General features: G+C 73.4%; 11 protein-coding genes. 4 read left to right on the top strand and 7 right to left on the bottom strand.

Annotation, left to right across the window (positions count from 1 at the left end):
* Window positions 1-123: 123 nt before the first annotated feature.
* The 3 genes from C8054_RS28925 to mca all read right to left on the bottom strand — a co-directional run bounded on the left by C8054_RS28925 (window position 124) and on the right by mca (window position 4,050).
* A complete protein-coding gene (locus C8054_RS28925) occupies window positions 124-2,613 on the bottom strand; it encodes a bifunctional diguanylate cyclase/phosphodiesterase (protein WP_233220229.1) in 2,490 nt (829 codons plus the stop codon).
* A gap of 222 nt (window positions 2,614-2,835) precedes the next feature.
* A complete protein-coding gene (locus C8054_RS28920) occupies window positions 2,836-3,120 on the bottom strand; it encodes a hypothetical protein (protein WP_107162321.1) in 285 nt (94 codons plus the stop codon).
* Window positions 3,121-3,168: 48 nt separating this feature from the next.
* Window positions 3,169-4,050 carry a mycothiol conjugate amidase Mca gene (gene mca, locus C8054_RS28915; RefSeq protein ID WP_107162320.1) on the bottom strand — a complete coding sequence of 294 codons (882 nt, stop codon included), beginning with the start codon at window positions 4,048-4,050 and terminating at the stop codon, window positions 3,169-3,171.
* Between the two features lie 244 nt (window positions 4,051-4,294).
* On the opposite strand from mca, the gene C8054_RS28910 reads away from it, so the two are divergent.
* Together C8054_RS28910 and greA are read left to right on the top strand one after the other, a co-directional pair.
* Window positions 4,295-4,726, top strand: coding sequence for a DUF4307 domain-containing protein (locus tag C8054_RS28910; RefSeq protein WP_107162319.1), 432 nt, complete (start codon window positions 4,295-4,297; stop codon window positions 4,724-4,726).
* A 148-nt stretch (window positions 4,727-4,874) separates the two neighbouring features.
* On the top strand, window positions 4,875-5,375 hold the full coding sequence (greA, locus tag C8054_RS28905; protein ID WP_107162318.1) for a transcription elongation factor GreA: 501 nt from the start codon (window positions 4,875-4,877) through the stop codon (window positions 5,373-5,375).
* 124 nt (window positions 5,376-5,499) lie between these two features.
* Here the strand turns inward: greA and ilvA are convergent, their stop codons facing one another.
* From ilvA to C8054_RS28885, 4 genes are read right to left on the bottom strand one after another with little or no spacing between them, the layout of a single operon-like run.
* Window positions 5,500-6,720 (bottom strand): threonine ammonia-lyase, encoded by a 1,221-nt coding sequence (gene ilvA, locus C8054_RS28900; RefSeq protein WP_107162317.1) that lies wholly within the window; start codon window positions 6,718-6,720, stop codon window positions 5,500-5,502.
* Window positions 6,717-7,676: a DUF4328 domain-containing protein gene (locus C8054_RS28895; RefSeq protein ID WP_107162316.1), complete on the bottom strand. Its 960-nt coding sequence runs from the start codon at window positions 7,674-7,676 to the stop codon at window positions 6,717-6,719. The genes ilvA and C8054_RS28895 overlap by 4 nt, the downstream gene beginning before the upstream one ends.
* A gap of 51 nt (window positions 7,677-7,727) precedes the next feature.
* Window positions 7,728-9,140: an amidase gene (locus tag C8054_RS28890; protein ID WP_107162315.1), complete on the bottom strand. Its 1,413-nt coding sequence runs from the start codon at window positions 9,138-9,140 to the stop codon at window positions 7,728-7,730.
* Between the two features lie 15 nt (window positions 9,141-9,155).
* The gene (locus C8054_RS28885; RefSeq protein ID WP_107162314.1) at window positions 9,156-10,298 is read right to left on the bottom strand and encodes a cystathionine gamma-synthase; all 1,143 of its coding nucleotides are present in this window, start codon (window positions 10,296-10,298) and stop codon (window positions 9,156-9,158) included.
* A gap of 95 nt (window positions 10,299-10,393) precedes the next feature.
* Between C8054_RS28885 and C8054_RS28880 the strand changes: the two genes are divergently transcribed.
* The gene (locus C8054_RS28880; RefSeq protein WP_107162313.1) at window positions 10,394-10,723 is read left to right on the top strand and encodes a hypothetical protein; all 330 of its coding nucleotides are present in this window, start codon (window positions 10,394-10,396) and stop codon (window positions 10,721-10,723) included.
* Entirely contained in the window at window positions 10,723-11,415 is a 693-nt protein-coding gene (locus C8054_RS28875; protein WP_107162312.1) for a nucleotidyl transferase AbiEii/AbiGii toxin family protein, read from the top strand. Before C8054_RS28880 ends, C8054_RS28875 begins: the two co-directional genes overlap by 1 nt.
* The last annotated feature ends 66 nt before the right edge of the window (window positions 11,416-11,481 follow it).

Raw genomic sequence — 11,481 nt, 5'->3', positions numbered from 1 at the left:
GAAGCCCTCGGCTACCGCGTCACCCTCGACCTCGCCGCCTAACGCACCACCCCACAAGACCCATCCCGCGCCGCTTCGCGACGCGGGATGCTGCCGCACGTCAAGTCACGGTCGATTTTCGAGTTAGGAGGCGCCGTCGGCGCGCAGGGGGAAGACGTTGCCGCGGGCCGTGTCGCGCAGCGAGCCGAGCACCGCGCCGATCTTGTCCGCCGGCATCGGCTTGAAGAAGTGGTAGCCCTGGGCGGCGGTACAACCCAGCTCCGCCAGCGCGGTGCGCTGCTCGGCGGTCTCCACGCCCTCGGCCACCACTCGCAGGCCCAGCTCGTGGGCGAGCCCGACGGTGGTACGCACGATCGCCGCCGCCTCCGGCGAGTCGGCCATCCGGATCACGAAGGAGCGGTCCACCTTCAACTCGTCGACAGCGATCCGGGTCAGGAACGTCAACGACGAGAAGCCGGTGCCGAAGTCGTCCACGGCGAGCTGCACACCCATCTCCCGCAGCGTGGCCAGCACCTCGTCGATGACCTCCAGCTCACTCATCACCACCGTCTCGGTGATCTCCAGGACCAGCCGGCTCGGCGGAACCTGGTGCCGGCGCAGCGCCTCCTCGATCTCGGTGGGCAACCGCGGGTCGAGCAGGCTGCGCGCCGACAGGTTCACCGAGATCGGGACGTCCAGCCCTTCCCGTGCCCACCCGGCGGCCACCGCCAGCGCCTTGTCCAGCACGTAGCGGGTGAAGCTGCCGAGCTGCTCGCTGTTCTCCACCGGCCGGATGAAGTCGGACGGTCCCAGCCAGCCCCGGCGCGGATGCCGCCACCGGATCAACGCCTCCACCCCGGTCGGCGCGCCGGTGGCCAGGTCGACCGCCGGCTGCAACGCGAGCACCAACTGGTCGTCGGCGGCCAGCGCCTCGCGCAGCTCCGCGAGCAACGCCAGGTGGTCGGTGCTCGCCGCGTCCCGTGAGCTGTCGTACGCGGCGACGCTGCCGCCACCTTCCTTGGCCTGGTACATCGCGATGTCGGCACGCCGCAGCAGCTCGGTCAGGTCGGCGGTGCCCGCGTCGGCCGCCACCACGCCGACCGCCACCTCGACCGACATCCGCACGCCGGCCACCTCGGTCGGGGCGGCGAGCCGCTCGGCGACCTCCCGGGCCTGACGCAGCGCGTACGTCAGCGGGGCCGTCCGGTCGTCGATCACCGGGACCGAGGTCAGCAGCAGCGCGAACTCGTCGCCGCCGAGCCGCCCGAGCAGGTCGCCCGGCCGGGTCAGCACGGCCAGCCGGTTGGCGGTCAGCCGCAGCAGCTCGTCGCCGGCGGCGTGCCCCAGCGTGTCGTTGACCTCCTTGAACTGGTTCACGTCCAGCAGGAGCAGGGCCACCGGGTGGTCGTGCGGACGCTGCCGCAGCGCCTGGTCGCCCCGGGCCAGCAGCGCCGCCCGGTTGAGCAGCCCGGTGAGCTGGTCGTGCACCGCCTCGTACGACGACCGGGCGGTGACCAGCCGCAGCTCGCGGTGGGTCGCGGCGTCGTGCAGCGCGGCGGCCAGGGCGTCGGAGAACGCGGCCACCCCGTCACGTTCGGCAGGGCTGGGCGGGGCGGACCGGGCGAAGCGCACCCGCAGCCGGCCCACCTCGACGGTGCCGACGGCGAGCCGCCGGACCAGCTCGTGCTCGCCGGTGCCGGCTTCCGCGGTCGGGTCCACCTCGACGTCCCGCACCTGACCGCCGAGGTCGGCCCGGTAGCGGCGCCAGTGCCCCTCCCCGCGCGCCACGTCCACCTCGACCAGCTCGGCCCCGAACAGGGTGAGCGCGCCGGTGACCGCGGCGGTCGCGACACCGCGTTCGTCGAGCTGGTTGAGCGCGGCGGTGGCCTCGGCGAACGCCCGCCAGGTCCGCCGTTCCTGGTCGGCCCGGAGCCGGTGCCGGTAGGTCTGTTGCAGCAGCCACAGCGGGGGCGGCAGGAGAAGCAGCCAGCGTGCGTCGAGTTCGAGCAGCGCGACCACCACCAGGCCGACCGCGACGTTGCCGACGAACATGGGCAGCTTGCCGCGGAGCGCGGCCAGCAGCGGCGGCCCGATCGGGATGCCGTGCCGCAGGGCGATCGTGGCGGCGCCCAGCCAGGCGGTGGTGAGCAGGTAGGTGACCGCGCCGGCGCCCAGCGCCAGGGCCAGCTCGGGGGTCGGCGCGGCGAGCAGCGGCCGGCCGAGCGCGCTCGCGACGGCCCCGGCCAGCGCCGTGGCGGCGGTGAGCGAGCCGGCGATGCGGACCAGTTCCAGCACCGGGCGGCGGTCGGCGACGAGCGACATGGTGGTCCAGGCGGCGCCGGCGCCGAGCAGCGCCGCGCCCGGGAGCCAGCCGGCGGGGACCAGCCAGAGGCAGACCACGAGCGCGGCCTCGCCCCAGGTGATGCTGACCATGCCGGCCGCGGTGCGGAAGCGCAGGCGGGCGAGCTGGGCGACGGCGAACGTGACCGCGGCGAGGCCGAACCGCGCCGGCCCGGGCAGCGGGTCGTCGACCGGCAGGTGCGCCGGTACGGCGAGACCGAGCACCGCGGCCAGCAGCGCGGTGACCGCGACCGCGGCGGTCAGCAGCACGACGCTCAACGGGGTGCCGCGCAGGCCGAGCCGGTCGGGGGGACGGTCGGCCGGGTCGGAGGTCACGGCCCCGCCCCGGGACGGCCCGGGATCGGCGCACGGTCGGGGCCCGTGGCTGTCCTCGACATCGACGCCCCCCTTCCGCGCAGGGTCCGGGGCCTGACGGTCCCCCCGGCGGAAGGCTAAGCCAAAGCCGGTGGTCGCAACAGGGGTGGACGACCGACTTGGGCGTGATTCACGTGGTGTTCAGCTGTTGCGGCGCTGCTGGGGGCCGTTGGGAGTATTCGTCGGTGAATCCTGCCCGACAGTCCCCTCTGTCGGATCGACGACGGCCGCGTCGACCCGCCCCGGCTCGCCCTGGGGCGGGAACCGGTCCGGCAGCCGGCGCAGCCGGGCGTTCATGTTGCGGATCAGCAGGACGGTGACGGTGCCCAGCGCGACGATGAGGAAGAGGCCCATCGGACCGGCCAGACCACCCGTGCGGGTGTCACCGAAGTTGTTCTCCGCGAGCACCTGGGCGGCGGTCAGCATGGTGTTCCTCCGATGTGCGGCTGACGACCAGGGTAGCCCGCGCCGACGTCAGTGGGCACGGCACGTCTCGCGCACGCCGGCGAAGAGGTCGGACTCGGGGAGCGGGCTGTCCACCAGCGATCGGGCGAGTTGGAAGTCCTCCGTGGGCCAGGCGCGCTGCTGGAGGTCCATCGGCACCTGGAACCAGAACCCGTCGGGGTCGATCTGGGTGGCGTGGGCACGCAGCGCGTCGTCGCGGACCGGGAAGTAGGCGGCGCAGTCGACCCGGGTGGTGATCCGGTCGCCCTTGTCGGGGCGGTCCTCCCAGCGCTTCATCCACTCCACGTACGGCGACTCGCGGCCGGCGGCGAGCATCGCCTCGTGCAGGCTCATGATCTTGGCCCGGGAGAAGCCCACGTCGTAGTAGAGCTTGAGCGGCTGCCACGGCTCGCCCAGCTCCTGGTGGCGCTCCGGGTCGCCGGCCGCCTCGAACGCGGCCACGGTGACCTTGTGGGTCATGATGTGGTCCGGGTGCGGGTAGCCGCCCTCCTCGTCGTACGTGGTGACCACGTGCGGGCGGAACTGCCGCATCAGCCGCACCAGTGGCGCGGCGGCGTCCTCCACCTCCTGGAGGGCGAAGCAGCCTTCCGGCAGCGGCGGCAACGGGTCGCCCTCGGGCAGCCCGGAGTCGACGAAGCCGAGCCACGCCTGCTCGACGCCGAGGACCGCGCGGGCGGCGTCCATCTCGGCCCGGCGGATGTCGCCGATGTTGGCCCACACGTCCGGCCGGTCCATCTTCGGGTTCAGCACGCTGCCCCGCTCGCCGCCGGTGCACGTGACGACCAGCACCTCCACCCCCTCGGCGACGTATTTCGCCATGGTGGCGGCGCCCTTGCTCGACTCGTCGTCGGGATGGGCGTGCACCGCCATGAGACGCAGTTGCTCTGCCACCTTGGGCGCTCCTCGTCTGTGCCCACCGACCGACCCCACCCGGGCCGACCGGCTGACCTGCCGGAATCTCCCCCCGCGCCCGCGAAAGCCCCCGTGCTGGCCGGCCGGCACCCCGTCGGAGTGGCCGGGACCACTCGGGCCGGTCGGGGCCGACCTGCCATCCTTGGCTCAGCGCCGGGCTGGGAAGATGGACCCTGCCATTCTTGCCGATGCCGCCGACAACAACGCCAGGAGATACCCGCCGGTGAGCGAGACGCACGCCACAGTCGTACCGGGCACGCCGGTCTTCCCGCCCGGCCGCTACGGCCGCCGCCGGGAGCCGGGTCGCCGCCGGCCGCTTCTGCTCGCGCTGACCGTGGCGGTCGTGCTGGCCGTGCTCGGGCTGGGTGCCGCGAAGCTCTACACCCAGTACGGCGACCCGGAGTACCAGGGCGAGATGATCAGTTACACCGGGATCACCGACTCCCGGGTGGTGGTCGACTTCCGGGTCACCGTGCCGCCGGGCGGCTCGGCCACCTGCCTGCTGCGGGCCCGCTCGCACGACGGCGCCGAGGTGGGCCACGTCGAGGCCACGGTGACCGCCGGGCCCGGCCAGCGGCACGTCCGGGCCAGCCAGGAGGTGCCGACCAGCGCCCGGCCGTTCATCGGTGAGGTGTTGCGCTGCCGACCGGCCTGAGCCGGAGCGCCGGCGAGCCGCCGGACCTCGCACCCGGGTGGGTCCCACCGCCGGCACCCCGGGTGATCGAGCACACCCGGACGGGCACGGCACTGGTAGCTTGGTAGTTCACCTGTCAGCCAGTCCGCACCAACCGAGGAGATCGCCTGTGTCCACCAACGGAAACGAGGCGCCCGCCACCTGGCTGTCCCAGGACGCGTACGACCGCCTGCAGGGCGAGCTCGACGAGCTGATCGCCAACCGGCCGGTCATCGCCGCCGAGATCAACGCCCGGCGCGAGGAGGGCGACCTGCGGGAGAACGGTGGCTACCACGCCGCCCGCGAGGAGCAGGGCAAGGCCGAGGGACGCATCCTCTACCTCAAGGAGCTGCTCCGCACCGCCAAGGTCGGTGAGGCGCCGGATGCCGACGCGGTGTCGCCCGGCATGGTCGTGACGATCTACTTCGACGACGACGCCGACGACACCGAGACCTTCCTGCTCGGCTCCCGCGAGATCGCCTCCACCACCGAGCTGACCGTCTACAGCCCCGAGTCCGCGCTCGGTAAGGCGATCCTCGGTGGCAAGGCCGGCCAGACCTGCACCTACACGGCGCCGAGCGGCGCCGACATCAAGGTGACCGTGGTGTCCTTCGAGCCGTACTCCGGCTGATCCCGCTGGCAGACCCGCGCCGGCCGGCTCGGGTCCGACCCGACCGAGGCTGACAGGCTCCTCGGACCCGAGCCGCACCACTCGAACGCCCCGACCGGATCATCCGGCCGGGGCGTTCGCGATCTCACACGTCGCCGGTCAGCTCCACCTGGTAGCCGCTGGCCCGCAACGCGCTGACCAGCTTGTCGGAGTGCGTCACCCCGCGGGTCTCCACCGAGAGCGCCACCTCCACCTCCCCGAGCCGCAGCTGCGGGTTCGCCCGCTGGTGCACCACGTCCACCACGTTGGCCCGGTGCCCGGCGATCTCGCCGAGCAGCGAGGCGAGCTGCCCGGGCCGGTCCGTGCAGCGCACCGTGATGCGCAGGAAACGCCCGGTCGCCGCCAGCCCGTGCTCGATCATCCGGAGCATCAGCACCGGATCGATGTTGCCGCCGGAGAGCACCGCCACCACCGGCAACTCCACCTCCACGACGGCCGCCAGCAGCGCCGCCACGCCGACCGCGCCGGCCGGCTCCACCACCTGCTTGCTGCGCTCCATCAACGTCAGCAACGCCCGCGAGATGTCCTCCTCGGAGACCGTGACCACGTCGTCGACCAGCCGCTGGACGTGGGTGAACGTCAGTTCGCCGGGACGACCCACGGCGATGCCGTCGGCGATCGTCGAGAAGGCGGGCAGCCGCACCGGCTCGCCGGCCCGCAGCGAGGGCGGGAAGGCGGCGGCGCTCGCCGCCTGCACCCCGATCACCCGGATGTCCGGGCGCAGCGCCTTGGCCACCACCGCGATCCCGGAGACGAGGCCGCCGCCGCCCACCCCGGTCACGATGGTGCGCACGTCCGGGCACTGTTCGAGGATCTCCAACGCCACCGTGCCCTGACCGGCGATGACGTCCGGATGGTCGAACGGGTGGATGAACACCGCGCCGGTCCGCTCCGCGAACGTCTGCGCCGCGACCAGCGCCTCGTCGACAGTGGTGCCGACCAGTTCGATGCGGGCGCCGTACCTCTTGGTCGCGGAGACCTTCGGCAGCGGCGCGTTCACCGGCATGAAGACGGTGGCCTCCGCGCCGAGCAGGCCGGCGGCGAGCGCCACGCCCTGGGCGTGGTTGCCGGCGCTGGCCGCCACCACGCCCCGGGCCCGGTCCTGCGCCGAGAGCCGGGAGATCCGCACGTACGCGCCGCGCACCTTGTACGACCCGGCGCGCTGCATGTTCTCGCACTTGAGCATGACCGGCCCACCGAACGCGGCGCTGAGCGGCCGGAACGGCTCCAGCGGGGTGGTCCGGGTGACGCCGGCGAGCAGCTCCCGCGCGGCCTGTACGTCGGCGAGACCGACCAGTTCCGTCATGCCCCGATGGTGCCACCCGCACCGGGCGGAAGCTGCGGCGACGTCGCCACGGGCGCACCGGGCGTGAGCCCCGCGACAGGTGCGGGGCCGGCCGCGCCGGCCGTTGGCCAACCGGGCCCGCCGCCCTGAGCGGACTGGCCTGACCAGCCGGAACGTCCCGGCCAGCCGGGGTGACCGGGCCAGCCCGGGAACCCGGGTCGGGCCCGCGCGATCCGGTCCTGCTGGGCGGTGGAGATCCGGCGAACCAGCACGACGAAAGAGATCGCGGCGACCAGGCAGGCGAGCACCGGCAGCAGGCGGGGCGCGAGCGCCTCCCGGTAGAACGTGACGTACGTGGCGAACTCGGCCTCGCTGCGCGGCCACTCGGTCAGCCGCCCGTACCGCTGCTCCTCCAACTGCGCCACCACCCGCTCCCCGACGGAGAAGACCAGCCAGGCCGCCCACCAGAGCGGCACCAGCCACGGCGTGCGGCGGCGCCACAGGCTGAACCGCGCCACCTCGGCCACCACCCGGGCCGGCACGACGAAGTTGGCGAACGGCACCAGCCAGCCGGCGATCGCCCAGGCGGGGCTCTGCGTCGGCGCGGCGCCGGAGAACGCGTCCAGGTTCCGGCGCACCCGCCAGGTCCAGATCACCACCAGTGTGGCGGCCACCAGCACGGCCAGGATGAACGGCAGGGTGAGCAGAACCTCGGCGAGCACCGCGCCGAGCAGCACGTCCCGGTCGAGCTGCTCGGCGGCCGAACGGGCCAGGCGGACGCCGAGCAGCGGGAAGAGCGCGGAGAGCGTGAACAGCACGGCGGTCGCGCCGACCGCGACGCAGACGGCCGTCCCCAGGCCCCGGACCGGGTACGTGGGCACGCCGGGGAGCACCGGGGGCTGGCCGTGGCGGGTGCCGCAGCGCTGGCACTCGTCGAAGGCGGGCGAGGTGGCGTCCCCGCAGGTCTGGCAGTGCATCGGGACCGTCCGGAGGAGTGCGCGCGACAGGGACGCGCACACGTTAGACGATCATGCGACGGCCGGTGACCCCGTCCCGACACGGGGATAGCCGGGGGCGTGCCGCTGCCACGGCGCCTGCATCTCGAACTGGCCGGCCACCCCGAGCAGCAGCAGCTCGGAGCCGGGCGGGCCGACGAACTGCACTCCGACCGGCAGCCCGTCCGGGCGACGCCCGACCGGCACCACGATCGACGGCAGGCCGGCGATGTTCCACGGCGCGGCGTACGGGGCGTACCTGATGTTCGTCGACATGTTCGCCAGCCAGGAGCGGCCGGACCAGCCGGCGGCCTCCGGCGGCGGCCCGGCCAGCGCCGGGGTGAGCAGCAGGTCGACCGAGTGGTCGTCGAAGAAGTGCACCGACCGTTCGCGCCAGGCGGCCCGGTCGGCCTCCCTGACGTACCCCCGGCGCTGCGCCCACTCGCCGAGCGCGACGTGCCGGCGGCTGCGCCGCTGGAGCTGGCGTGGCGCCACCCCGGCGGCCCGCACGTCGGCGGCGGCGGCCGCGAACCAGGTGGCGATGCCCTGGAGGCCCAGCCGGGTCGGGTAGACCGGGTCGGTCGGGACGGTGTCGTGCCCGGCGGCGGCCAGCAGCCGGCCGGCGGCGGCGACCGCGTCCCGGTTCGCGGCGTCCGGCGAGACGCCCCGGACCGGGGAGCGCAGCGAGACGCCCACCCGCAGCCGCGGCGGCGGGACCAGCTTGTCCGGCCGGCGGCCGGCCAGCACCGAGAAGCCGACCACCGCGTCCGCCACCGTCCCGGTCAGCATGCCGTGCTCGGTGAGACCGAACCAGTCGTCCGCGCCGAGCTGGCAGGGCACCACGCCCCGACCGGGCTTGAGCCCGACCAGACCGCAGCAGGCCGCCGGGATGCGGATCGAACCGAGACCGTCGTTGCCGTGCGCCATCGGCACCAGCCCGGCGGCCACCGCGGCGGCGGCGCCGCCGGAGGAGCCGCCGGGGGTACGCGTCCGGTCCCAGGGGTTGCGGGTCACGCCGGTGTCGTCGTCGGTGAGGGCCCAGAGGCCGAGTTCCGGCATCCGGGTCACCCCGAGGATCACCGCGCCCGCGCCGCGCAGCCGCCGGACCACCTCGTGGTCGGCCTCCGCCACGGGAGTACGCATCGCGGCCGACCCGTTCCAGGTGGGCAGGCCGGCGACCGGCGTGTTCTCCTTGACCGCCACCGGCACCCCGGCCAGCGGCAGGTCGGCCAGTTCCTCCTGCTCGTCGACCTTCTCCGCCTCGGTGATCGCCTCGCCGCCACGGACCGCGCGGAACGCGGCCAGCTCGGCGTCGACCCGTGACACGTGGTCGAGGTGGTCGGCCATCACCTGGGTGGCGGAGACGTCGCCGCGGCGTACCGCGCGGGCGATCTGTTTCGCGGTCGCCCCGACCCAGGTCGTCGGCAAGATGTCCGGCACTGCCACCCTCCCGTCCAGCGGTCAGCCCAGTGCCTGCTCCAGATCGGCGAGCAGGTCGTCGACCGTCTCGATGCCGACAGACAGTCGCACGAGATCGCCGGGAACTTCAAGCGGCGAGCCGGCAGCGCTGGCGTGTGTCATCCGGCCGGGGTGCTCGATCAGGGACTCCACCCCGCCGAGCGACTCGGCGAGCACGAACAGCCGGGCCCGGTTGCAGATCTCCACGGCGTGCTCCTCACCGCCCGCCGCGCGGAACGAGATCATGCCACCGAACCGGCGCATCTGCTTGGCGGCCACCTCGTGACCCGGGTGCGACGGCAGGCCCGGGTAGAGCACCTCGGCGACCTTCGCGTTGCCGTCCAGGAAGGCGGCGATCCGCTCGGCGTTGTCGCAGTGCCGGTCCATCCGTACCCCGAGGGTCTTGATGCCGCGCAGCGTGAGCCAGGCGTCGAACGGGCCGTTGACCGCGCCCATCGCGTTCTGGTGGTAGCGCAGTTCCTCGCCGAGCCCGCGGTCCGCCGCGACCAGCGCGCCGCCGACCACGTCGGAGTGCCCGCCGACGTACTTCGTGGTGGAGTGCACCACCACGTCCGCGCCGAACGCGATCGGCTGTTGCAGGTACGGCGAGGCGAACGTGTTGTCGACCACCAGCAGCGCGTCGGCGTCGTGCGCCACGGCGGCCAGGGCGGCGATGTCGGCGATGCCGAGCAGCGGGTTCGTCGGCGTCTCCACCCAGACGATCCGGGTCGCGCCGGGCCGGATCGCGGCCCGGACCGCGGCCGGGTCGGAAACCTTCGCCGGGGTGTAGTCCAGGCCCCAGCGCTCGGCCACCTTCGCGAACAGCCGGTAGGTGCCGCCGTACGCGTCGTCCGGGATCACCACGTGGTCGCCCGGCTTGCAGACGGTCCGCAGCAGCGTGTCCTCGGCGGCCAGGCCGCTGGCGAAGGCGAGCCCGACCGGGCCGCCCTCCAGCGCGGCAAGGCACTCCTGCAACGCGTCCCGGGTGGGGTTGCCGGAGCGGCTGTATTCGTAGCCCTCGCGGGGCGCGCCGACCGCGTCCTGGGCGTAGGTGCTGGTCTGGTAGATCGGAGGGATCACCGCGCCGGTGCGGGCCTCCGGGTCCTGGCCGGCGTGGATGGCGAGCGTCTCGAAGCCGTGACTCATGCCCGAGACGTTAGTCCGCCGGTTCACCCCGGTTCCGGGAACCCGGCGCGGGTCACAACCGCGAGGTCGTCGGGCCGGTCGGCCATACTGGGAGGGTGAGTTCGACCGAAGCGCTGCCGTCCCGCCTGCACAGCGCGATCGACCGGATCCCGGCCTCGCTGGAGATGCTGGCCGGTCCGCGATCGGGCCGGGTCAGCCTGCCTCTGCGGCTGGCCTGGTCGGGGCCGACCGATTACGACATCGGCGATCCGCACGAACGACTGACCTTTTACTGCTTGCTGCTCGACTGCGGCCAGCGACGCGACATCGTCAACTACGTCAACGCCGCGCTGCTCCGTCAGGACTGGCCCCGCATCCGGCGGCTGACCGCGCGCCGGGTGACGCGGCTCTGGGAGCGACGACTGCCCGACCTCGCCGCCGAGTAATGGACGAGCTGCATCGTCGCCTGTTGAAGATCGGGTTTGCCGCCGGCGACGACTTGGGCTTGATGCTCGCGGGTGGCTACGCCATATGGGCCCACGAACTGGTCAACCGGCCCTCCCAGGACATCGACTTCGCCACGTCCGCCGCGATGCCGCTTCCTGTCGTGACGGACCGTCTCGCCGCCGCCTACGTCGCAGCCGGGTTCTCCGCTCGGATCATCGAGTCGACATCTCGGATGGCTCGCCTGTTGATCTCGGACGATGTGTCGTCATGCGAGGTCGACCTGCTCAAGGAGGCGCTTGCGCCACCAGCCCGAATGGCTGTCGGCCCGGTGCTGGCCTTCGAGGACGCCGTCGGGCTCAAGGTCCGCGCGCTGCATGACCGCGCCGCCCACCGGGACTACATAGACGTCCGCGCCGCGAACGGGCGACTCGCGTGGTCGGAGCTGGAGCGTCTCGGCGCCCAACACACCGCGGGCTTCTTGCTGGACGAGTTGGCCGATCGGTTGGGTGGCGTGGTTGAGCGGGACACCCGAACCTTCCGTTCATACGGCCTCACCGAACCGCAGGTCGACGAGCTGCGCACGTGGGCGCTGCGGTGGGAGGCGGACATCCGGACGCGCCTCGCCAACGGCGAGACCGGCCCCAACGGCATCCCTGACGACGACTGGGACGCCTACCTGGACCGGCCCTGACCAACCCACCCGCGTCGATCATGAAGTTGACGGTGGTCGGGGTCCGAAATGTCCCTGCCACCTCAT

The organism is Micromonospora sp. RP3T (assembly GCF_003027925.1).
Lineage (GTDB): Bacteria > Actinomycetota > Actinomycetes > Mycobacteriales > Micromonosporaceae > Micromonospora.
Note: the sequence above shows the minus strand (reverse complement) of the source record. Positions and strands in the feature narration are given on the sequence as shown.

What these genes read in the sequence shown, in the direction of transcription:
- C8054_RS28920 (WP_107162321.1), bottom strand. Translation starts at nt 3,120, where the DNA reads ATGCTGACCGCCGCCCAGGTGCTCGCGGAGAACAACTTCGGTGACACC.
- ilvA (WP_107162317.1), bottom strand. Translation starts at nt 6,720, where the DNA reads ATGACGGAACTGGTCGGTCTCGCCGACGTACAGGCCGCGCGGGAGCTG.
- C8054_RS28895 (WP_107162316.1), bottom strand. Translation starts at nt 7,676, where the DNA reads ATGCACTGCCAGACCTGCGGGGACGCCACCTCGCCCGCCTTCGACGAG.
- C8054_RS28885 (WP_107162314.1), bottom strand. Translation starts at nt 10,298, where the DNA reads ATGAGTCACGGCTTCGAGACGCTCGCCATCCACGCCGGCCAGGACCCG.
- C8054_RS28875 (WP_107162312.1), top strand. Translation starts at nt 10,723, where the DNA reads ATGGACGAGCTGCATCGTCGCCTGTTGAAGATCGGGTTTGCCGCCGGC.